The organism is Flexibacter flexilis DSM 6793 (assembly GCF_900112255.1).
Taxonomy (GTDB): domain Bacteria; phylum Bacteroidota; class Bacteroidia; order Cytophagales; family Flexibacteraceae; genus Flexibacter; species Flexibacter flexilis.
Genome location: NZ_FOLE01000012.1, coordinates 35034 through 57136, shown reverse-complemented (window position 1 = coordinate 57136; position 22103 = coordinate 35034). Strand labels below are relative to the sequence as shown.

The 22103-nt window shown below is 42.3% G+C and carries 18 protein-coding genes; 9 read left to right on the top strand and 9 right to left on the bottom strand.

All coding sequences use genetic code 11. The features are described 5' to 3' along the window. Positions 1–24: 24 nt before the first annotated feature. Positions 25–873 (top strand): hypothetical protein, encoded by an 849-nt coding sequence (locus tag BM090_RS16420; RefSeq protein ID WP_091516095.1) that lies wholly within the window; start codon positions 25–27, stop codon positions 871–873. A 16-nt stretch (positions 874–889) separates the two neighbouring features. Then, entirely contained in the window at positions 890–1486 is a 597-nt protein-coding gene (locus BM090_RS16415) for a histidine phosphatase family protein (RefSeq protein ID WP_091516093.1), read from the top strand. 146 nt (positions 1487–1632) lie between these two features. Here BM090_RS16415 and BM090_RS16410 read toward each other — a convergent pair whose 3' ends face one another. Next, positions 1633–2403 carry a 3-hydroxybutyrate dehydrogenase gene (locus BM090_RS16410; RefSeq protein ID WP_091516090.1) on the bottom strand — a complete coding sequence of 257 codons (771 nt, stop codon included), beginning with the start codon at positions 2401–2403 and terminating at the stop codon, positions 1633–1635. A gap of 179 nt (positions 2404–2582) precedes the next feature. Between BM090_RS16410 and BM090_RS16405 the strand changes: the two genes are divergently transcribed. Next, complete coding sequence (locus tag BM090_RS16405; protein ID WP_091516164.1) at positions 2583–3155, top strand: glutathione peroxidase; 573 nt, start codon at positions 2583–2585, stop codon at positions 3153–3155. Between the two features lie 57 nt (positions 3156–3212). Here the strand turns inward: BM090_RS16405 and BM090_RS16400 are convergent, their stop codons facing one another. Further along, positions 3213–5795, bottom strand: coding sequence for a WG repeat-containing protein (locus tag BM090_RS16400; RefSeq protein WP_091516086.1), 2583 nt, complete (start codon positions 5793–5795; stop codon positions 3213–3215). A gap of 267 nt (positions 5796–6062) precedes the next feature. Between BM090_RS16400 and BM090_RS16395 the strand changes: the two genes are divergently transcribed. Next, positions 6063–7664 carry a DUF4836 family protein gene (locus BM090_RS16395; RefSeq protein WP_091516083.1) on the top strand — a complete coding sequence of 534 codons (1602 nt, stop codon included), beginning with the start codon at positions 6063–6065 and terminating at the stop codon, positions 7662–7664. A 5-nt stretch (positions 7665–7669) separates the two neighbouring features. Further along, positions 7670–8317, top strand: a complete 648-nt coding sequence (locus BM090_RS16390; RefSeq protein ID WP_091516081.1) for an ABC transporter ATP-binding protein — start codon at positions 7670–7672, stop codon at positions 8315–8317. Positions 8318–8409: 92 nt separating this feature from the next. Here BM090_RS16390 and BM090_RS16385 read toward each other — a convergent pair whose 3' ends face one another. Together BM090_RS16385 and dprA are read right to left on the bottom strand one after the other, a co-directional pair. After that, positions 8410–9099 carry a PrsW family glutamic-type intramembrane protease gene (locus BM090_RS16385; protein ID WP_091516077.1) on the bottom strand — a complete coding sequence of 230 codons (690 nt, stop codon included), beginning with the start codon at positions 9097–9099 and terminating at the stop codon, positions 8410–8412. Between the two features lie 137 nt (positions 9100–9236). Continuing rightward, positions 9237–10382 carry a DNA-processing protein DprA gene (gene dprA / locus BM090_RS16380; protein WP_091516074.1) on the bottom strand — a complete coding sequence of 382 codons (1146 nt, stop codon included), beginning with the start codon at positions 10380–10382 and terminating at the stop codon, positions 9237–9239. A 227-nt stretch (positions 10383–10609) separates the two neighbouring features. On the opposite strand from dprA, the gene BM090_RS16375 reads away from it, so the two are divergent. Continuing rightward, a complete protein-coding gene (locus tag BM090_RS16375; RefSeq protein ID WP_091516071.1) occupies positions 10610–11809 on the top strand; it encodes a thiolase family protein in 1200 nt (399 codons plus the stop codon). 5 nt (positions 11810–11814) lie between these two features. On the opposite strand, the gene BM090_RS16370 is transcribed toward BM090_RS16375, so the two are convergent. After that, positions 11815–13227, bottom strand: a complete 1413-nt coding sequence (locus BM090_RS16370) for a TlpA family protein disulfide reductase (RefSeq protein WP_091516068.1) — start codon at positions 13225–13227, stop codon at positions 11815–11817. Positions 13228–13591: 364 nt separating this feature from the next. Here BM090_RS16370 and BM090_RS16365 point away from each other — a divergent pair, with 364 nt between their 5' ends. Next, entirely contained in the window at positions 13592–14215 is a 624-nt protein-coding gene (locus BM090_RS16365) for a lysophospholipid acyltransferase family protein (RefSeq protein ID WP_177199983.1), read from the top strand. A gap of 2 nt (positions 14216–14217) precedes the next feature. Here BM090_RS16365 and BM090_RS16360 read toward each other — a convergent pair whose 3' ends face one another. Further along, positions 14218–15594 carry a PDZ domain-containing protein gene (locus BM090_RS16360; protein ID WP_091516062.1) on the bottom strand — a complete coding sequence of 459 codons (1377 nt, stop codon included), beginning with the start codon at positions 15592–15594 and terminating at the stop codon, positions 14218–14220. A gap of 355 nt (positions 15595–15949) precedes the next feature. Here BM090_RS16360 and BM090_RS16355 point away from each other — a divergent pair, with 355 nt between their 5' ends. Next, a complete protein-coding gene (locus BM090_RS16355) occupies positions 15950–16366 on the top strand; it encodes a response regulator (protein ID WP_091516057.1) in 417 nt (138 codons plus the stop codon). Between the two features lie 63 nt (positions 16367–16429). On the opposite strand, the gene BM090_RS16350 is transcribed toward BM090_RS16355, so the two are convergent. Both BM090_RS16350 and BM090_RS16345 read right to left on the bottom strand, forming a co-directional pair. Then, on the bottom strand, positions 16430–17407 hold the full coding sequence (locus BM090_RS16350) for a radical SAM protein (protein WP_091516053.1): 978 nt from the start codon (positions 17405–17407) through the stop codon (positions 16430–16432). A gap of 155 nt (positions 17408–17562) precedes the next feature. Next, entirely contained in the window at positions 17563–19953 is a 2391-nt protein-coding gene (locus BM090_RS16345; RefSeq protein ID WP_091516049.1) for a TonB-dependent receptor, read from the bottom strand. A gap of 189 nt (positions 19954–20142) precedes the next feature. Between BM090_RS16345 and hisIE the strand changes: the two genes are divergently transcribed. Continuing rightward, on the top strand, positions 20143–20742 hold the full coding sequence (gene hisIE / locus BM090_RS16340) for a bifunctional phosphoribosyl-AMP cyclohydrolase/phosphoribosyl-ATP diphosphatase HisIE (protein ID WP_091516045.1): 600 nt from the start codon (positions 20143–20145) through the stop codon (positions 20740–20742). A gap of 65 nt (positions 20743–20807) precedes the next feature. Here hisIE and BM090_RS16335 read toward each other — a convergent pair whose 3' ends face one another. Then, positions 20808–22079, bottom strand: coding sequence for a T9SS type A sorting domain-containing protein (locus BM090_RS16335; RefSeq protein WP_091516042.1), 1272 nt, complete (start codon positions 22077–22079; stop codon positions 20808–20810). Between the last annotated feature and the right edge of the window lie 24 nt (positions 22080–22103).

The window sequence follows — 22103 nt, the reverse complement described above, 5'->3', positions numbered from 1 at the left end:
TGTTTAATTTTCTAAAAAATCATAATGAAAAAATATTTTGTACTTTGTTGTTTGTTATTTTGTACACTAACCTGTTTTGCGCAAGATCAATATACCAGTTTGGATTGGGATGCCTTGGCGGGACAGTGGATTATTTCGCCAGAAGAATATCAGGCCGAAAACCGCGACGAATATCTGGACTTTCAGTTTCTGAGCCTGACGCTCACCGACGACGAGACGTTTCAAGCTCGTCTTACGCCGCTTTCCGTTTCCGAAGGTACATTTCAAATCTCTGAATCTGAGCGTACTGTTTTGTTTAAACCTGTGGGTGGTGCGGCGTTGGTTTTGTATTCGGTGGCGCGTGCTGACCAACACGAATTGATTTTGGAGCTAAAATCAGCCAGTCAGGGTTGGCCTTGGCTGCTGGCTTTGCGCCCCGCGCTGACCGTTGCCGACCAAAGTAAAGCCAACGCCAAAAGCATTTATACAAACAAAGCGCACGGCTATTCGGTTACAGTTCCGAAGGGTTGGCAGGGGCAAGCCGTCAAGCATTTTCAGGAAACCGATGCGCTGTGGTTTTCGACCAAAAGCAATATTGCGTTATGGATTGATTTCTCGCCGTTGGGTTATGGCCTGAAAAGTCAGGAGTTGACGAATAAATTTTTGGCTGCCGAAAAAGGAAATTACCGCACGCAAGGCTTGATTACAGGCACTAAAAATATCAAATGGTTTGATTTGTATTACGAACACAATCGCCGTCAAACGCGCCGTTTGGTGTATTTGCTCAGCAACAAAGGTCAACACGTATTGGTAAACGTACAGATGCCCGATGCGGATTGGACTGCACAGAAAAAGCAATTTGATGCTTTGATTAAAACGTTTAAATGGCAATAATAAAACCTTTTTACCTATGAAAACCATCTACTTAACTCGACACGGAGAAACTGAATTTAACAAACGCAAACTCATACAGGGCAGCGGCGTAGATTCGAGTCTCAACGAAACAGGTTTGGCGCAAGCTGAAGCCTTTTTCGAGAAACATTATGACGTAAAGTTCGATAAGGTTTATACCTCGGCACTCAAACGCACTCACCAAAGCATGAGCGGCTTTATTGCCAACGGCGTACCTTGGGAGCAACACGCAGGCCTGAACGAGATTAGTTGGGGCAATAAAGAAGGCCGTGCTGCGACACCCGAAGAAAATGACGAATATTATAGTACGTTGCAACTGTGGCGCGAAGGTCAGACACACGTAACCATGCGCGGAGGCGAAAGCCCAGAGCAAGTCGTGGCACGTCAAAAACCTGTGATAGACCTGATTCTGTCCAGACCAGAAGAGCGTACCATCCTGATTTGTATGCACGGACGTGCCATCAGAATATTATTATGTCATTTGTTGGGCTACGATTTGCGCTATCAAGATATGTTCGAACATCGCAATTTGTGTTTGTATAAACTACATTATACGGGTACGATGTTTACCGTAGAACTGGCCAATTATATTTAAAAGAGATATATCAATTGAATGACTTGTCTATCGTTCTACTCGATAACTTTAACTTAAAAGTCCCTCCATTCCAATAAGTTATTGTAAAAATAAACTCGGAGGAGCGGAGGGGTTATGTTTGTCAGATATATGTGTTATATGCAAAACTATTGAGCCGTCCAGCCACCATCTACTGGAAGAGATGCGCCTGTCATCATGGATGCGGCATCGGAAGCCAAAAACACGGCTAACGCGCCCAACGATTCCACCGTTACAAAATCTTTGATAGCCTGTTTTTTGAGCATGACTTTGGCCACTACGTCGGCCTCAGACATACCGTGTGCGGTGGCTTGGTCTTTGATTTGGCCTTCCACCAACGGCGTGCGCACGTAGCCAGGGCAAATGGCATTGCAAGTAATGTTATAAGGCGCGCCTTCCAGCCCCAACACTTTCGTAAGGCCTGTTACGCCATGTTTGGCGGCCACATACGCCGACTTAAACTCTGAAGCACGCAAACCGTGCGCCGACGTAATGTTGATAATGCGCCCAAATTTGCGTTCTTTCATGCCTTTCCAAACGGCTTTGGAGGTATGAAATGCAGAACTTAAATTAATGCCGATAATAGCGTCCCATTTGGCTGTCGGGAAATCTTCAATCGGCGAAACAAACTGAATACCAGCGTTATTCACCAACACATCTACACCACCAAAAGCAGCTTCCGCGTCGGCTATCATTTGCGCGATTTGGTCGGGGTTGAGCATATTGGCTGCCGAAAAAGTTGTTTTTACGCCAAATTCTTGGCCAATTGCTGCCGCAATTTCTGCGCCATTGGCTTCCAAACCATTGAAAGCCACGTTGTAACCAGCTTTTGCAAATTCTTTGGCGATGCCCAAACCAATGCCACTTGTGCTACCCGTAATCAAAACTGTCTTTGCCATAATTGTTGTTTTTTATGGATTAAATATTATTAAACAAAAGAATGAGACTTTTTCAAAGATAGATAAATTGATTTTAAACAAGAAATAAATAGTATTATTTTTTAGTGAAATTGAAAAATACGCGTTATTATGAAACAAAAAAATGTCAGATTTGGTTATACAACCCAAACACCAATTATATGAAAACATTAGCATTCTTAGCACTATTACTTTTATCTACTTGTTTGGGTATGAACAAAACGACTTCACGTCCAGAAGGCGCGGCAGAAGCTTCCGCCAAATCTTTTTACGATTTCAAACTCAATGGCTTGGACGGGCAACCGATTGAGTTTGCGAAATTTAAAGGCAAAAAAGTGTTGTTGGTAAACGTGGCTTCCGAGTGTGGCTACACGCCCCAATACAAAGAGTTGCAGGAGTTGCACACCAAATACGGCGATAAAGTAACAATATTGGGTTTTCCTGCCAACAATTTTGGTGGCCAAGAACCAGGTTCTAATACCGAAATTGCGAGTTTTTGTAAGAAAAATTACGGTGTTTCGTTCCAAATGTTTGAGAAAATTAGCGTAAAAGGCGACGACCAACATCCACTGTATCAGTGGCTTTCGCAAAAATCCCAAAACGGCTGGAACGACGAAGCTCCCAAATGGAACTTCCATAAATATTTGGTGAACGAAAAAGGCCAGCTCGTGAAAGTATATGCTTCGGGTGTTGCGCCGATGAGTCCCGAACTGATTAAGGCAATTAGTGAATAATTGTATTTTACCTGTTTGTATGCGCCTCTGATGCCGATGGTGTCAGGGGCGTTTGTATTATTCCTTTACGCTGAAACCTTCGCAAACGATGCGGTCGTATTCGGCTTCCGAGACGATTTGCTCGCGCAACACGCGCCCTTCGTCCGTAAAATAAGTGAGTTTGTAGCGTGTTTCGTTGGCTTGGGGAGCTACCGCAATGAAAATCGTGTGCGCGTCGTCGGGGCTTTCGATGGTGTGAATGTAACTTTCCACAAACGGAAACGGTAGTTCGCGTTGGTTGCTCCAAAGCAATTCGCTTTCGCCTCTTCGGAGTTTAATGAGCAGATTATCAGCTTCTTGCCACAGTGTAACGAGGCCGTCAAATTCGCCAAAAGAAAGTTTTTTGCTGATTCCCAAATCCCAAAATGCCCATTTTGACCCGCGACGCACCAGCGCAATGTTTTTCTTCCAAAATAAAATTTCATCAAAATTAAATGGTGCGATAACCTTATTTTGAGCATTGACCAACCCGTATTTTTGCTTGCGAACGGCCATGTAATACAGTCCTTTAGGCGTGTAAGGAACAAGACTTGCCTCGTATTGTGGCGCAATGTTTTTGTTTTGGGCAGGAATCAGTAGCCCGAATCGGCCAGCTTGCAGCGTGTTAAGGCTGCCGTCTGCGTTGCTGCTCAGTCCTTGGTATTGTCGGCTGTCAATTTCTTTTCCGTTGGTGTCCAAAATGCTCCATAAGTCGCTGTTTGATAGTGCGATATATGTTTTGTTGAGCAAACTTATTTTGCTGAATTTGCTCTTGCTAATGATGCGGCCTTGCTTGTTCCAAAGCGTTAGTTTTTGTTTGTTGTCCCAAGCGGCCAGCAGATAAACGGGATTTTTGTTGGTGGCTGCATCGGTCAGGATTTCCAGCCGATTATACGCCCCAAAATCTTGCCATTGACCATTTCCGAACGAAACAGACGTTTTATCGCCGCGTTTGCCCCACAAAATTTTCGGACTTAAAAAGGCGATGGTGTCGAAGTCAAAATCGCTATAACATTGCCCATTTGTTTGCAGCACAGCCCATTTTGCCGCCGCGTTTTTCACCAAAAAATAAAATGAATTGCGCCTAATTTGCGTATAAGTCCCCGTAACACGTTGCGCCTTCGTGTTGAGGGCATAAAAACCGCTATCGTTGCGCACAATCCAGCCTTCAGGTGTTTCGGTAATGTCCAGATTGAGCGGTTTTATTTCCCAAATGCCATTGGATTGGAGTAAACCAAAGCGCGTATTGGCTTGCGCAATCAAGAAATTGGGGTGCGATTCGCCCAAATCGTCCAGCTCAAAAGACAAGGCCAGCGGCTTTTTTTGAAGCGTGGCAAAGAGTTGATTTTCAGTAATAAAGTCCGTTTTCTGATTTTTTTCAAGAATAATCAAGCCGCCTTCCCAACGAATGTGCTCATACTGTGGCGGCAAAAGTTGATGCCCTTGCATCGAATAAAGTCCTTTTTGTTTGCCGACAGTTACCAAAATCAGGCGCGAGTTTAGCGTATCTATTTTATCAAAAATAGGGCTAATTAGCTCATGGTTAGATTTTTGCCAAACGCCAAATTTGCCTTTTTCCTGTACGCGCACAAGGCCAGTGGCCAGCGGCTCGGCCAACTCGAAGCGCAACGGACAGGCCAGACGGTTGTCCAGACCCACAGCGGCAGCCACACGCCCCCGAAAAATACTTACGATATTGCTTTCTATGCCTTCGCACAAATAAGGTTCGGGAATCGAATCAAATTGGGCGTTGAGTGTTATGCGGCCTTCTTCATTGATAAATCCAAATTTATTGTTTTCAATGAACGGAAAAAGCCAATCGGGTTCGTCTTCCAGCAAAGCGGCTTGCCACTGCAAAGCCTTGTGCGCGTATTGGCTGCGCGGATATTGTCGGGCAAAATGCGCGTAAGCGTCGGGCGTATGCGTAGCCGTATAGATGTAGTAAATGTTTTGTTCGGCGCGTTCGCGATACGGATTTTGCGGATAAGTGCGTACAAAATTCTCTAAATCAGAAAGTTGTCCTGATTTGGTTTTGGTTTCGTACAATAAAATATCATAGATTTCTTTCGCATTTTTGGCTTGGCGTGCGTCGGGGTATTTGTCCAAAAAATGTTTGTAACTCTCGTAAGTGTTTTGTTTTTGGGCAATAGCAAAAGCGATGGCGTTTCTTTTTTCGGTGGCCAAAGGGCGTTGCTGCGCGGTCGGGAATTTATCCAAAAACGTTTGGTAGCTGGCTTCGGTATTGGCTTTTTGCGCCACTTCAAACCCTAAGCTGTCTATTTTGGCTTTGGTGCGCGAGAGTGTGCTGTCGTTGATGTCTAAGCGTTTGAGTGTGCGTAAATGCTTTTCTGTGAGAAGTTTATACCCACTTTGGGCAGCCGTGATGTGCCAAAGCGCCGAATCCAAATGGTAGTTAGGGTTGTCGGGCATGATGAAAGCCCAAGCCAACACTGTATGGGCTGCGGTCGGCTGCTGATTTTTGCGTAATGATTTGTATAAAAGTTGGTAGGCTTTCTCAAATTGACTTTTAGAAAGTTGCTTGAGTGCGCGTTTGGGCTTGCTTGCCTCAATGCTATTGCTCCAAAGTATAATTAGTGTAAAAAAAATAAGGCGTTTGCTCATTGTTTTGTTTGGGAAAGAACCCACGTATTAAGAAAAATTTCGGCAAAGCTGCGTAATTTTTAGCAAAAAACAGGACTTAGTAAACCCCTAATTTAATCATAATAAAGCTCTTTTTCAGGATTATTTAAAAGAAAACTCTAATGCGTTGTTTTGAAGCTTTAAGTTTATATCGAAAATAATATTTTGTTGTAATGTAATATTTTGATTGTATTTTTGAGACTATTTACATAGCTTTAACCGCAATTATATAGACATTTAAGCTCACTTATGTATTCAGTTTTTACAGGTAAGGCAAAAGGTTTTGCCAATTATAAAACATTTTTAATGGCTGTTTTGATGTTATGGGTGGCCACATCTTGTAACAAAACGCCTCAGCACGCTAAACACATTCCTAAGCAAGCTTCGGCGGTGGTGGCTATTGATACCAAAAAATTAGCATGGGATATTATTTCTTTTGATGATATTTTTGGTAAAAATACAGATACTACCAGCGACGAAACAGGCAAAAAATTGCAGGAAGCGGGCATCGATTTTTTGAGTACCAGTTATGTATTTTCTACTGGCGCGCTCGACAAAGCTCCCGTAAGTGCGCTTTTGCCCCTTTCGGATGCAGCCAAATTCAAGGCATTTTTGGAAACTTTCGACAAGGAACACCCATTGGTTGTGAAAGAAGAAAATGGATTTAGAGTGGCAGGAAATAATGATTTTGTTGTGATGTTTGACGATAAATTGGCGATTGTAGCCACACTCAAAAACTATGGTGAGGCACAACTCAAAACGCACGCAAATACACTATTTACGTTAGCAGAAGAAAATAGTTTGGCTGAGTCTAACACTTATTTTAAGGGCTTGCTTGAGCATGGTGGCGCTTTGTCGTTTTGGGTTTCGCTTAAAGATGCGATGCCAAGTGAGGCTACAGCCAACAATCCAGCAGCCGACCAAACGAATAAAGCTTTGACAGGCCGTTTTATGACAGCTACTTTAGACTTTGAAAAAGGTAAAGCTGTTCTTAAGTCTGATTTTTATTCTGAAAATGAAGCAGATAAAGAATATGGCAAATTATTAAGCCAACCAATCAATAAAGATTTGCTTGCTGATGTGCCAAGCGACAAGCCAATGGGTGTGGTGGCTCTCAAACTTGATGTGCCTCTTTTGCGTAAACTCATGCAAAAAGTAGGCGTAAGCATGCAGGTAGAAGGTGGCCTCACAATGGCTGGTGTAAGCCCTGACGATTTTTTCGGAATGCTTTCGGGTGACGTGATTGTTGCGGCAACAGAGGCTGCTGCTGAAATGAATGGAACACCTCAAGTGTTTGTAAATCTTGGGATTAGCAACAACGAAACCTGTAACAAAGTCTTGGGTATTCTTTCTTCGCAGTCATTTATCAAAAAAGAAAACGACTATTTTGTGGGTGGAGGAGTTGTGCCAGCGATTTATTCACTTATTCCAAGAGACAAAAAATTGATGTTTGCTAGCTCAGCCAAAATGCGTGATTTGATAGTTGGCAACAAAGCTCCTAAATTCAAGGCTGAGGTAGGTGAAAATGCCATGTATTTCTTGTTGGATTTTGATGTGTTTACTCAACAAATGAGTCAGTTTGCCACAGATTATTCTCGTTTGGCTAACAAGTACGTCAAATCGTTTGAGGCAACGGCAATACAAAAATCTGAAAAACAATCAGAAGCGGTATTTTCTTTGCATACCAAACCCGAAAATGAAAGTAGCTGGAAGGCTCTTGCGGAATATGGCCAAGAAGTTAAAAAACTTGATGAGGCGCAACGCAAACAATGGCAAATGGAAGAACAAGAAATTATAGAAGCTGATACGGCCTCTGTTGCCGTTCCGCTCGAAGAAGAACCCGTGCAGTAGTTTTTATGGAACAAATTATTTTTGATAACGTAACCCCGGCACCACTTGTCGGGGTTACTCGTTTATCGTCGCAGATATGGCAAACAAATCTCGTTTTGGAGCAAGGAAAATGCTATTTGGTGTCTGCGGCGAGCGGTAAAGGCAAAAGCACTTTCGTTGGTATTGTCTATGGTCTGCGCCACGACTACGAAGGGACTGCTACTTACGGCGGCCATCACCTGAAAAAACAAACGCTTGGGTGGTGGGCTGATTATCGACAAGAAAAAGTCTCCATTGTGTTTCAGGATTTGCGACTTTTTCCGCACCTGACAGCCCTCGAAAATATTTTGGTCAAAGCAAATTTGTATTCAAAAACTCCAGATATTCAGCATATTACGGCCATGACCGACGCGCTGAGCGTTACGCATCTGTTAGAGAAAAAAGCCAATACATTTTCTTACGGCGAACGCCAACGTATCGCCATTATTCGAGCTTTGGCACAACCTTTTCAGTGGCTTTTGCTTGACGAACCCTTTAGCCATTTGGACGAAAAAAATATACAAGCCGCTGCCCAACTCATTGAGCAGGAATGCAGTAAAAGAAAAGCCGGCTGGGTAATGGCTTCGCTTTCAGATGCTTATGGCATGAACTGCGACCAAGTTTTGTACTTATAATTGATCCTGAAAACCATACAAAAAAAGTCCTTCGCATTGCCAAGGACTTTTTTATTACTCTAACCTAACCTTAATCTATTGTATTTTGACTTTTATACGCTTTTGGCATAAGCCTCGAAAGCCAAGGCCTTCTCGCGTATTTTTGTAGCTCTAACTAATTCTAAGCTAACAATTAATATCGCTGCTAACAAGTTTGTAACCAGTAATTTATCCAAATGTCCGATAATTGCGAACAAACATGCGCCATGAAATGTGATTGCGAGTACAAGCCCTGAAATATTGGACAGGACAGACGCTCCGTAATCTTTACTTCTACCTAAACCATAGCCCACCATTACTGCCGAAAGGGCATAGAGAACAGAGGAGAGTGCAATAGGCATTAATTGTATGTTTTCATAAAAAAATGTATCTATTATATTTTCGGTACAAGCAAACCCCATGGCTGCCATTAACGTATAAGCTACACCCTTATAAGGTTCATCAAATGTTGGACTACTTAACGCAAACCAGACAACTACTAAATATTTACTCCATTCTTTTAAAAAACTAATAAGGATAGAATAGGTGAATCTGTTTGATATGTCCCCAATCGGAGAAATTTCTAAATCTTTTATTATGAGGTTTAAAACCAGTATAGGAACAATTGCGAGTACGCCACTGGCAAAACTTTTGCTTAACCAACTAGCAGAAATAACATCTAAGCGTTTTTTGTAAAACCAATAGGCTATAACACTTAAAACAGGTGCAATCAGAATATTGAAAATTTGAGTATAGGTTGGCATTTATGTAAATATTTCAATTAAAAATTGTTTTTATTTTCAAATATAGATACAGAATCTATTTTTAAAGTAACCATTTGTGGGTTCTTTTTTTAAAGAAAATATTTATTAAATCCTGTAAAATATTTGTAGTCAAATATTTATGTCAGTATTGTAAGCGCAAATTTTTTTCCCGCCAATGCTTTTACAAGCCCTTGCAATTCCAGCTGGAGTAGGATAGAGGCCAATTGGCTAATCTGAATTTGTGTTTGCCAGCTCAATTCGTCTATGTGAATTTCGGGCTGTTCGTATAGTTTGAGTAAAACGGCGGTTTCTTCGGGGCTATGTGCTTCAAAATTGGGCTTTGCTTTTTGTTTGTTTCGGGTTGTGGGCGTATCGGTTGCCGCCCAATTGAGCAAATACTCGATGTGTTGTGCACTGGTAACCAAATTGGCTTTATTGTTGAAAATCAAATTGTTGCAACCTTCCGATGATTTTTGATGCACGTTACCAGGCACTGCAAAAACATCTTTGTTGTAGCTATTAGCAATTTCGGCAGTAATCAACGCGCCTCCCGAAGCGGCTGCTTCCACCACCAATACGGCATCTACCATACCTGCAATAATACGATTGCGGGCGGGAAAACGCGGTGCATCTGGTGTACAACCAAATCTATTTTCGGTGAGCAAACCACCATTTGTTTCGCGCATGGTGGCCGCTGTTACTTGGTGTTCTGCTGGATAAATAATATCCAAACCGCTGGCCATTACGCCCACCGTTGGCAAGCCTTCGCGCAAGGCGGCTCGATGGGCTGCTATATCAATTCCGTAGGCTAATCCACTTACAATTAGGCAATTATGGGGTCTTAATTCCTGCAAAATTTCTTCCGTTATTCGGCGGCCATAGTCGCTGGCTCGGCGCGTCCCCACGATTCCCAAAATCTTCGGATTATTCAAATCCACATTGCCTGCCAAATACAAAACCGTTGGGGCGTTGGCAATGCTTTTTAGTCGTTCAGGATAATTGTCATCCGTATAAAAAAGTATTTGCGAACCAGTGTTTTCTGCTTTGCGAATCTCTGTTTCGGCGGCCTTCAAAGCCCCATCGCGGCTGCTAATGATGCTATCGGCCAACACTTCTCCAATGTTCGGAATACGCATGAGTTGGCCTTTATTTTGCCTAAAAACGCCTTGTGCCGACCCGCAATAGCTGATGAGTTGACGCGTAAGCATATCGCCGATTCCCGCAATAAATCCTAAGGCTAGTTGGTAATGTTTGGCTGTCTGATTGTTGGGTTCGTGGTACATAAATTAAAAATAGATAGTGTTATCCTGTGGTTTAAATATACTAAAACAAGCATTTTTTGGCAGATTTAATTTGCTTTTGGATAAATTTAAAAAGGTAAATATTTGATTTTCAGTCAATTTTAAATCTAAATGTTTTTCAAAATTGCTGACCTACAATCTTCTTTTATCTTTGCTCACACAAAATACATTATTCATACACCAAAAATTTATCTTAAAAATAAAACGAAATGAAAACCGCATACATCGTGGACATCGTCCGCACGCCCATTGGCAAATATGCAGGTGCTTTGGCTTCGGTTCGCCCCGACGATTTGGCCGCGCACGTTCTCAAAGCTCTTATTAGCCGTAATCCCACTTTCCAACCCGATGATTTAGAAGATGTTATCATGGGTGCGGCCAACCAATCTGGCGAAGACAATCGCAATGTGGCGCGTATGGCGGCATTGTTGGCGGGTTTGCCATTGCATACGGGAGGTCTTACTGTCAATCGTTTATGTGCGTCGGGTTTGCAGGCCATCATGGACGCGGCGCGTGGCCTGATGCTTGGTGAAGGGCAGGCTTACATAGCGGCTGGCGTAGAAAGTATGACGCGTGCGCCGTTTGTGATGCCAAAAGCTGCTACGCCTTTTTCCCGCCAACCCGAAATTTTTGATACAACAATGGGCTGGCGTTTTATTAATCCGCGACTTTCGGCACTGCATCACCCGTACACGATGGGCGAAACTGCTGAAAATGTAGCCAAAGAATTTAATATCAGTCGCTTAGCACAGGACGAATGGGCGCATTTGAGCCAATTGCGTTGGAAAAAAGCGCAAGAAGAAGGCAAATTTGAGGCTGAAATCGTGCCTGTTTCGGTCGCTTCCAAGAAAAACGGGGAGCAAATTTTTAGTACCGACGAGCATCCGCGCTTGTCGAGTTTGGAGGATTTGGCGCGTCTCAAACCTGCCTTTGTGGAGGGCGGCACGGTAACGGCTGGCAACTCGTCGGGCATTAACGACGGTGCGGCGGCTGGTTTGTTGGTAAGCGAAGAGACATTGAAAAAGTATCATCTAAAACCAATGGCGCGAGTGGTGTCGATGGCTGTGGCGGGCGTTTCGCCGCATTTGATGGGCATGGGGCCAGTTCCTGCCGTACAAAAAGCCCTTAGTCGTGCAGGACTTCGCCTTCAAGATATTGATTTAGTGGAACTTAATGAGGCTTTTGCCGCTCAAGTATTGGGTTGTTTGCAGGAGTTGGGGCTGAATCCGGAAATTGTGAACGTAAACGGCGGTTCTATTGCCATCGGCCACCCGTTGGGGGCAAGTGGTGTGCGTATTTCGGCGACTTTGCTACACGAAATGCAACGCCGCGAAGGAGTTCGTTATGGCTTGGCCACTATGTGTATTGGTGTGGGACAAGGCGCAGCAATTATCTACGAAAAATGTTAAAAAGTTTATCGTTGTAATAGCATTATCATATCTTCGGCCAACGCCTCATTACTGGGGCGTTTGGCTTGTTTGTCAAACAAATTTCCGTCTTTATCTATTAAGAAAAATGAAGGAACTTGTTGTATATCATAGCTTAATGCTACTTGAGAATCTACCCCTTTGCTATTGAGATGTATGCCTTGTATGTTGCGGGCTTTGATAGAACGAAGCCAATGTTGCTCGTTTTCGTCCAAAGAAACATACAAAAACACGACATCCTTGTTTACAAATTTTTCTTTCAATTTGTTGGCGTATTCAATCTCTTTAAGGCAAGGTTTGCACCACGAAGCCCAAAAGTCTAAGTACACGACTTTTCCCCTGAAATCCTCCAAACTTACGGTTTTGCCTGCTGTGTTTTTGAGTGTAAAATTTGGAGCTTTGTGTCCTTTACTCAACTTAACGTGCTTATTATAGGTTACTTGCAAAAGCGTTGCATATTCAGCTTGTGGCGCAGAAGCCATATAATCCTGATAGGGTTGCTCTATTAATGCTAATTCTGTGTTTTCCAGCGCATTAACAAGATCTTGGGCTAATACAAAATCTCGGATTTGCTTGTTTTTAAATTGCTGTTTGAGCAAATCGTACATGGCCAAATAGGCGTATTTGAAAGTGCTACCAGCCGAAATATTGCTTTCGCGAAAAAGATAGCGTGCGTATTCTTCCAAAAAATTAGCATAACAATAGCTTATCAGTGCGGCGGGATTTTCTACGGCAGTACTTTTGATAAAATCAAAATAGTTGGCAGGCATCGAAATATTTTCGCCCGTCAGATAGCTGTGCATTTCGGGATAAACCAATAGTTCATAAGCTGCATTGTAGTCTATTTCGTTGTTAATCAGTGCTTCAAACGAGGGACTAATAGCCTGCTGTCTCATATATTTTCCCAAAAAAGTACGCAAAAGTGTTTTTTTGAGTGCAACCGCTCCAATGTAGTCGTTTGGCGCAAGGTCTCGGACTTTGGTGGGAATAAGGCGAAGTTCTGGCGAATGCTCTAACTCATTGGCAAACAGCACGAAATAGTTGTTTTCTGCAGCTCCATTTCCCTGAAAAATAATGTTTTTTGCAAAATTTACAGCATCAGTATGCAGTTCAATATTATCGTTGGGTTGCAAGTACATACGAATTGTCGCGCCGTTGTAGTTCAGTTCGGCCAAACAAGGAGAAGATAAGCTCACGTTTAGCGTAAAGTTACCGCCCGTGTCGATTTCAGCTTCCAACGAAACCTCTTTAAAGTTGATAAAATCTTGTAAGAGGTCTAAACTAACTGCGCCACTTCTCGCCCCGCGTATTTTCCCATACACGGTTACGTCTTCTTGTGCAGCCCAACTACTCAAAGTTGTACTCATCCAAAGGAACAGTATAATAAATGCAGGTTTCATAACCCTAAAAATAAAGAGATAGTATAATGATTGCTGTTACGCAATGATAATAAAAAAAACGAAGAACTTTATAGTAATAACAAAGTAATATTTTGTGATAATATTGCTTTGTAGTTGCTTGTATAGGCAATTTTTGGGTTTTACACAAAAATGATGCACAGTATTAGCTTTTAGTTATTTTTGCAAAATTACGCTATTCGTATAGGTTTTGTTAGTTTATATTTAAAAGATAACTTACGCTGCTATGATTTTGTTGCGCCGACTGTATTCATTTTGGGCTTTATTCTGGTTTGTTTTTACTTTTTTACTTTTGTTCCCTTTTTTCTGGCTATTTATTCAGCGTAAAAGTTGGCAACCTTATACCGTGATTCTTAATAAAATTTGGTCTTATACCTTTTTTACAATCATTGGTTTGCGCATTGAAAAACGCTATTTATTTCAGCCAAAATCTGATGGGCAATATGTGTATTGTGCCAATCATGGTTCCTTTTTGGATATTGCCATGTTGGTATATTTGCTCCCAGATTTTTTTGCTTACATCGGAAAAGAATCTATTCGAAAAGTGCCTTTGTTTGGCTATATGTTTGTCAAACTGCATATTACGGTAAATCGTTCGAGCCGTAAAGATAGCCATCGGGCATTGGTAGATGCAATGGAGAAAGCAGCAGGAGGTCGTAGTTTGGCCATTTTTCCCGAGGGAAAAATAGACCAAAAAGTACAACCAGGTCTTACGCCTTTCAAAGATGGGGCGTTCAGAATTGCCATCGAAAAAGGCTTGCCCATCGTGCCTGTTTGTATGCCGCTGAACTGGTATTTACTACCCGACGATGGCAAACTGTTACCAAATTTCGGAAAAGCATTGGCTATTGTTTACCCACCTATCGAAACAAAAGGGATGACCGAAGCGGACGTTCCTGTCCTTCGTGAGCAGGTGTTTAACTTATTATCTACTGAAATACAGAAGTATAACACTCTAATAAAGCTATAATCTTACTTAGATGTTCGCTTACGAATCCAAGCCGTCGTTACATTTATGACTTTTGGATTAAACATAGTGTGCATCATTTGGCTGTTGCGGCTCTGCATGAGCATCTGGCCTTCTTCTATGGTGTTGGTTTTGATGAAATAATGATTGGAACTATCAAGCCTTATATATTCAGAACCAACGATACCATTTTGATGTAAATGTTGTGCCATACAAAGATGGTCTTGCTCAAAAGCCTGCGTATCAAATGCACCCCAAATGCTCAAAACAGGTGTTTGGGCTTTGCGCCACGCGGTGGCTAGTGGCAAAGAGTCGAGTTGTTGCCAAAATTTTTCGTGTCGCCCCCAAACCATTTTGGTGTTTGGCGTATTCAATAATTCGTTGGTAAGCAATGTTTTGTATTGGGGATTTTTGGCCAAAAGAGTCACGCTTTTCTTTTGCGAAAGCCATTCGTCCAAAAACTGGCGTAAAGTGCGTAGCTGCTTGTCCGAGTCCTCAAAATCAAGACTTCGTAGCCCATTTTGGAAACGATACATTTTTAATAAAAACTCAAACCATGTCTGAAACGTAGTGCCATACACGATAAGGCCTGCGGCGCGTTGTTTTTGAGCAATGTATGGCGCAATCGTGCCGCCTATACCGTGTCCGAACACAAAAATGGCATTAGTATCTACGAAATCGTATTGGCGAACTGCTTTTAAACCTGCTTCGTAGCCTGCGGCTTCGGTTTTCCAGTCGGCTTGGTCGCAATCTGGCGTACTAAGATTGTCGCCCAAACCAGATTTCTCGACGCGCATAACAGCAAAACCTTCGGCGCACCAATCTTTGATTAACAATCCGTATTGCGTGCTTGGCAACTGCTCAATAGGTGTGCATGCATAATCTGTTACAAGCACAATTACTGGTATTTGACCCAATCTGCGTGGTTTGTTAAGGATAGTTCGAATCGTGCCGCCCTGTTTGGTGCGAGCCTGTCCGTAAATGACATCGGTCAGCGAATCAGTTTCTAATGGTTTGGCCAATACGTTGCCAGCCAGCACCATATTTTGGCCTTCGCGCCAAATCTGAACGCGAATCTTGTCGTTTTCGCGGAGTGCATTGGTGATTTTACCTAAATCATTGAGATTATTAACCTCTTTTAAGTTGATTTGTGTAATAATGTCGCCCTGAAGTAGTTGTAGGCGGTCGGCGGTGGAGCGTGGCGCAATTTTATCCACGATCACTCCTAAAGTTACTTTAAGCCCCTGACTAATCGCTGTTTCGTCGGTAAGGTCTGAGGCCTTAATACCTAAATAACCCTTGCGCGGAAGTGCATTTTGGGCTTGTGTGGCTAATGTTATGACAAGCAACCACAGCAAAATAAAAAATTTCCTTAAATTCATAAATGATATAAAAATAGTAAGTATGGTAAAATAATGGTTTCGGATTCTATACGATCAACAAACTTTTTAGGACAAAACAGTACATAAGAGTAAAGTTGAGAGAAGAAGGACAATTTATGTTATTTTTCTGGAAAAATCGTTATGTTTAATAACAATTGTCATATAATATAGAAGTAAGAAGATTTGTTTTTGGATCTGAAGCGTCATTTATAGTAGATTTTGATTTATTATATTACGCTGCAATTCATTTAGTCGTATTGCTTCGTGTAGCACATTTTGAATGTATGTTAAAAATGTGTAACTTCGTGGCATTAAAACAATACACATAACTACAACTACTAAAACATCTATTTTTATGAATACCAAACAAACACATGTCCCTGTGTCTATCTATTTGATAGATGATAACGAGATTATGAACTTTATCAATGCTCGTCTTATCAAACTTATTTGCCCTGACACTCAGGTATTTAGTTTTATAAATGGTTGGGAAGCAATTGCGCATATTGATAGCCAAGAAGTTGCGCCATCAATGATATTTGTGGATATAGAAATGCCCATTATGAATGGTTGGGATTTTCTTGATGTTTATCAAAAGAAATTCTCTCAACAATGGGATGAGACTTCTGTTTATATGTTAAGCTCTTCGGTGAGCGAAGCCGATCGCCAAAAAGCACTTAGCTACGAGTGTGTTAGTGATTATTATTCAAAACCAATCACCGCCGAAATTTTTGAATCGTTGTTTTTTCGCGGAATAGCCAAAAGCGCATAAGTAACTATTTGTATAGAATAAATTATAAAATAAAAAAGCCTCATTTATTGAGGCTTTTTTATTTTATAATAATTGCTTCCAAGTGCCTTTCATGGCGTTGTATTTGAGTGTGGAAGGTAGCGCACGCCACCAATAACGATTGATTTCTACCGCAAAGGAGGGTTGCATATAGCAGTTTATCGTGCAACCTTGGCAGGCTGGCAAACGGCCTTCTTGTTTGATATGTGCTTGTATATCAGTAGATTGATATAATTCGTGCAAATTCCCTGCAATATCAAACTGTTCTATACCCAAATGATAGCAAGGAAGAATAAGTTTGTTTTCGGGCGAAATAACGATGGTGCTGCTCGCCGCTTTGCATACTGGGTTTTCGATTTGATTGCCGCCATCGCGTCGCAAAGCCACAAAGCCTTCGTTCAGGTACACGTTTTTTTGCTTTCCCCACCACGAGAGTTTTTGCAATTGCGCTTCGGTCATTTGGCCGCCCGCCTTGATGTCGCTGTAGTCAAATGCTGGATTAAGAATCAAAATAAGATTATTGGGCAAACAAATATTTTCCCAAACCTGCTGTATTTCGTGCAGATTGTGCCCAAAAACTGTGAACAGAATGTCGGGGCGTTCGCCTAATTTTTTGGCGATTTGTATGGATTCCATGACAAAATCGAAACAGGCCACGCCGCGCCCTGTGTCGTGGGTTTGGCGGTCGGAAGAGTCCAACGAAAAATGCAACATATCCACCAAGCCACGAAGTTTGGTCGCTAATTTTGGATAAAGTAAACCGTTGGTTGTCAGGGTTGTAATAAAGCCTTGTTGTTTGGCTTCTTTCAAAAAAACGTCAATCTGACGATGCAAAAGTGGTTCGCCTCCCGTAAAATCAATGACTTTTACACCTAACTTTTTGAGGTCGCGCAGGTTTTCGCGGACATTTTCCAGCGTTACGTAAGGCGAGGGTTTTTCCCAAATATCGCAGAAACTACACGCCGCATTGCAGCGATAAGTAACATAATAGTTGCACAATACGGGGCGATGAATCAGGCGCATAATCGGAATGTTATCACAGAAAATAGAAGGGCAAGTTACTCAAAAAGCGGTACGCTTGGCGGCGTATTTTTCATTTTCTCCAAAAAAACAAAAAACGGTCGGGCAGTGCCTAACCGTTTTTTACTGGTAAAAAAATACAATCTAAACAAATTTAATTAGAATTTATAAGCAAGGTTTACAGCCACATTGCGTGGGTTGATTTGGTTGATAAAACCACCTCTGTAATATGAGTTGTAACCTAAAACGTCAAAAATGTTATTGAAAAACACGCGAGCCGTTAGGTTTTTGATAGAGTAACCCAATTGCGCATTGACAGTCGTATAAGCCTCCATATTGAATGGTTTTACGCCCGGCTGTGTGTTATGGATAATTACTTTTTGGGTAAACTCGTTGGTTGGGCGTTCGCCTACATAGTAAGCTCCTGCTCCAAACGAAAGTCCTTTGGCAAAGCCTTTATCGAAAGTATAATAAGCCCAAGCGTTAGCCGTGTGTGTTGGCGCGTTAGATGGGGCAGAACCTTCTACATAAGCAGGGCTGCTGTTGTATTGTGCATCAAGGTAGGCATAACCCAAAATCACTTGGAAGTTTTCCAATACGCGGCCAGTAAGTTCTGTTTCGATGCCTTTGCGCGCCAAATCACCTGCTTTGCCATAGAAACCAGTGGCATTGCCTGCGGCGTTGTATTCTGAGTAAGACAAATTGCTGTTCAAGATGTCGAAGTACGTGAAGTTGAAACGTAAGCGGTTATTAAGCCAATCCGATTTTACCCCAAATTCCCACTGACGTGTTACCGATTCGCCGATAGTTCCGCCACCAATCATTGGGTTGCTGGCACTGCGCAAGTCGGTCGTGTTGGTATAAGAGCCAAACAAATTGATGTTTTCGGTAGGAGAAATCATCACACCCGCCAATGGATTCCAAGCATCGCCAGTAGTAACGGCACTAGATGTTCCTGTATTGGCTTCGTAGTAGCTATAACGCAAGCCCATGATGAAACGCAAGTATTTGTTTACGGTCAAAATTTCTTGTGCCATCATACCGTAACTCTGTTGTTTGCTGGTGGTTGGTGCACCTGCCGTAAGTGAGCTTAACGACGTGGTAGAAGGCAATGTGTTAGAAATTTTCTCAAAAACATTGATAGTATCTACGACAAGGGAGTTATAACTAACCGTGCTTTTGTCAAAAGTCGTGTAATCAATACCTGTTTGGAAAGTATGTTTTATTTTGCCTGTATTAAATTCTTTTCCGATAAGATCTAATTGCAACGTGCTGTTTTCGTCGGAACTTGTAGAACGCGTAATCGAACGTTTACGAATGTTATAAGGTTGTTTGCCGATAGTTGTCAATGAGGCGATGCCCGTATTGTCCACGTCCCAAGTAGAAGCGAAGTAAGCTACACGCAAATCCAATTTGTCAGTAATGTTACGCGTCAGGCGTGCGGTAATGGTAGTGTTATCCTGAATATATTTGTCAGAACCAAAGCCCAAGAATTTGTCGCGTGGCATTTCGTACAAAGCGTTTACGCTGTCGTCGGCCAAATTGACTGTACCTCTGTCTGGCGTAGTGGCATCGTGCAAGTGGTCAAGTTCAAAGGTAAAACTGGTGCGTTCGTTGGGTCTCCATTCAAACGAAGGGTTGATGTAAACACGGTTTTTGGTAACGGTTGGGCGGTAGCTATCGGCGCGTTCGTAAGCACCATTGATGCGGAAAGCTACTGTACCTGCTTTATCCAATACGTTTTGTATGTCAAATGTTGGGCGGAATTGTCCCCAACTGCCCACGCGCAAACCAACTTCGCCTTTGTTCACGAATTTTGGCGTTTTGGTGGCTACGTTAATCACGCCGCCTGCGCTGCCTAAGCTGTTGCCGATGCCTTGCGTAATAGAAGCCGAACCTTTTAGCACTTGGATACTTTCCACGCCTTGCATATCGGCTACGGCACTGCCCGTTCTGAAATCCGAGTCCATGCGCACGCCGTTTTTAAGCACTGGCGTACCGCGATACCCGCGCGTGGACATACTTTCACGCACATTTCCATACGAACCGAAAAGCGTAACACCAACCACGTTTTGAGTCGCCTCCGTGATGGTCATAGAGCCTTGTTCTTCAATCAATTTGTTTGAAATAACCGAAACGCTTTGGATTTGCTCCGAAGGTTTGAGCGGCAAACGCGTAATCGCGTCGAGCTTTTCGGGACGTTTGTTGCGGTCGCCGAATACTTCTACTTCTCCCAATGTGCTCACCGCGATAGGCATCGCGAAAGCAAAAGTTTGATTGGCTTGCGAAGGGAGTTTAATCTCTTGTTTTTGGGCTTTATAACCCACTAAAGAAACTTGCAAGGTATAGTTACCATCTGCAATGTTTGTAAATGTAAAATTGCCTTCTGCGTCAGTGCTTGTATTATAAGGTGTACCTTCCAAAAATACCGTTACGGCGTTGAGTGGTGCACCCAAATCGTCTTTCACAATTCCCGAAATTTTGCTTTGAGCCATGACCATTTGGCATAGCAGCATCAACACAACAGAAAGTATAAATTTTGATTTCATATATATTTAAGTTTTATTAAGACTTAATTTAAATAAGTGCCGCAAAGCTATGTTAGGAAGATTTTATATGCAAGAATTATTTAGAATAAGTCTTAATAAATCCTTGTAAACACCTTTAAAGTAGATTTTTAGGAAAGATTTCATTTCTTTGGCTTAGTTTTGCCTGATTAAAAGATATACATTGTTGCCATGACCAATATTGATTTTACAAAATCTGCTGACGGACTTGTGCCAGTTATCGTACAAGATTTTGCATCGGGTAAGGTGCTGATGCTCGGCTACATGAACCAAGAAGCCTTTAACAAAACGACCACCGAAAAAGTCGTTACTTTTTACAGTCGCAGCAAACAACGCCTTTGGACAAAGGGCGAAACTTCAGGCCATTTTTTGCACGTAAAATCTGTGCAGATTGATTGCGACCAAGACACGATTTTGATAAAAGCTCAACCGCAAGGCGCAGTTTGCCATACGGGAGCAGATACGTGTTTTGGTGAAAAAAATGACGATAATTTACAGTTTATCAGTTATTTGTGCGACACGATTCATGCCCGCCGCCTCGAAAATGCGAAGGAGTCGTACACGGCGCATTTGTTCAGGAAAGGAATCAATAAAATAGCACAGAAAGTAGGAGAGGAGGCCGTAGAAGTCGTGATTGAAGCCAAAGACAGCAATGACGATTTGTTTAAAGCCGAAGCCGCCGACTTGCTGTTTCATTACTTGGTGTTGCTCGAAGCCAAAAATATTCCGCTTGCCGATGTGATAGATGTACTCAAATCAAGACATCAATAAAAACTGAAAACCGCGTCAAATTTCGGCTAAGAAGTTTGGCGCGGTTTTGTTTTAAAGTCAATGATTTATTTTACGATTTGTTGGCTAAATGTACCCGCATTGACCCAATACATGCCGCTTGGCCATAGGCTTGTATCAATACGCAAATTTTGTTGATTCGTTACATTTTCTTCCCACATTTTTTGCCCCAAACTATTGAATATCTGCAAACTATTGGATTTTGTTTGTTCGCTCAGGTCAATGTACAAAACGTTGGTAACGGGATTGGGATAAATAGCTACCTTCGCATTTTGCGCCATTTTCGCCACAGCCGTAATCGCTGACGGGCAGTAGGCTTGGCGTAAATTTTCTGAGCTTGAGCAGGGAAAAAGGTATTTACTTTCGGGATAAATGACTGTTGGTGAATCTGTTTGCAGCAAAGGTTTTAGGCCGCTTGGCATGGTTACTTGCGCCAGACTGCCATTGCCCAACGCGACATTTTTTCCCACCAAACTACCCGTAAATGTGTAGTCACACAAGGCGGCGAGCAGGCGATAATAGCCGTAATAATCCAGCGCATCGAAAGTAGCACTGTTAGGCATAGAATGGGCTGTAGAGTAAATATATCCGTTGATGGTATCTGATCGCATTTTGATAAAATCTTTTTCACTATTAGGAATATTGATACGCGAAAAGATATCAACGGCCATACGATGGTCATTGGTTTCGTCGTCATCGAGTATTTGCACTAATACTTTGGTATTTGACGGAAAACTGTCTGCTAATTGTTGGTTTGTAAGTCTGTACGAATACCATTGTGCCATTGCATAAATAAAACGTCCGTTAGAACCCCAATTGTGTTTGCGAAAACAATGCAGTGAGTTGGCAAATGCCGCACCACCACCAAACGAATACCCCAAAAATCCGACGCGTGTTGTGTCTATGATGCTGGTATATTTTCGGGCGGCCATTTTAAAACCTGTCAGCAGGTTGTCGTAACGTTGTTCTACGGTTACGCCTGTGGTTTGGTAAGGGACAAATACGATAGCATAACCTTTTTTGGCCGCAAATCGCAATAATCCCAGTATGTTTTGGGAGTTATAACCGCCATAGGCATGGTTATAAAAAATCGTTGGGACTTTCCCCGTTACGTCTGTGGGATAAAAAACTTGCACGCGTTGCCCCGCGTAGTTGGGGTTGGGAAAAGAGGCCGAGTCAATGGCGTGCGTGCCTTCTGCACCGTAGCCACTGGAGGGTTTGGAAATGTTCGGGTCGTCGTAGATTTGGGCATTAACCGAAAAAAAAGACAGGCTTAATAGCACCAATAGACTAACGGAAAGGGTTGTGAGCTTTTTCATAAAATTGACAGTTAAAATAAAACC

Bases quoted from the DNA above. Each gene is read 5' to 3' on its own strand.
- BM090_RS16420 (WP_091516095.1), top strand. From the start codon at position 25: ATGAAAAAATATTTTGTACTTTGTTGTTTGTTATTTTGTACACTAACC.
- BM090_RS16335 (WP_091516042.1), bottom strand. From the start codon at position 22,079: ATGAAAAAGCTCACAACCCTTTCCGTTAGTCTATTGGTGCTATTAAGC.
- BM090_RS16350 (WP_091516053.1), bottom strand. From the start codon at position 17,407: ATGCGCCTGATTCATCGCCCCGTATTGTGCAACTATTATGTTACTTAT.
- BM090_RS16370 (WP_091516068.1), bottom strand. From the start codon at position 13,227: ATGAAACCTGCATTTATTATACTGTTCCTTTGGATGAGTACAACTTTG.
- BM090_RS16385 (WP_091516077.1), bottom strand. From the start codon at position 9,099: ATGCCAACCTATACTCAAATTTTCAATATTCTGATTGCACCTGTTTTA.
- BM090_RS16390 (WP_091516081.1), top strand. From the start codon at position 7,670: ATGGAACAAATTATTTTTGATAACGTAACCCCGGCACCACTTGTCGGG.
- BM090_RS16400 (WP_091516086.1), bottom strand. From the start codon at position 5,795: ATGAGCAAACGCCTTATTTTTTTTACACTAATTATACTTTGGAGCAAT.
- BM090_RS16360 (WP_091516062.1), bottom strand. From the start codon at position 15,594: ATGAATTTAAGGAAATTTTTTATTTTGCTGTGGTTGCTTGTCATAACA.
- BM090_RS16395 (WP_091516083.1), top strand. From the start codon at position 6,063: ATGTATTCAGTTTTTACAGGTAAGGCAAAAGGTTTTGCCAATTATAAA.
- dprA (WP_091516074.1), bottom strand. From the start codon at position 10,382: ATGTACCACGAACCCAACAATCAGACAGCCAAACATTACCAACTAGCC.
- BM090_RS16410 (WP_091516090.1), bottom strand. From the start codon at position 2,403: ATGGCAAAGACAGTTTTGATTACGGGTAGCACAAGTGGCATTGGTTTG.
- BM090_RS16415 (WP_091516093.1), top strand. From the start codon at position 890: ATGAAAACCATCTACTTAACTCGACACGGAGAAACTGAATTTAACAAA.
- BM090_RS16375 (WP_091516071.1), top strand. From the start codon at position 10,610: ATGAAAACCGCATACATCGTGGACATCGTCCGCACGCCCATTGGCAAA.
- BM090_RS16355 (WP_091516057.1), top strand. From the start codon at position 15,950: ATGAATACCAAACAAACACATGTCCCTGTGTCTATCTATTTGATAGAT.
- BM090_RS16405 (WP_091516164.1), top strand. From the start codon at position 2,583: ATGAAAACATTAGCATTCTTAGCACTATTACTTTTATCTACTTGTTTG.
- BM090_RS16345 (WP_091516049.1), bottom strand. From the start codon at position 19,953: ATGAAATCAAAATTTATACTTTCTGTTGTGTTGATGCTGCTATGCCAA.
- hisIE (WP_091516045.1), top strand. From the start codon at position 20,143: ATGACCAATATTGATTTTACAAAATCTGCTGACGGACTTGTGCCAGTT.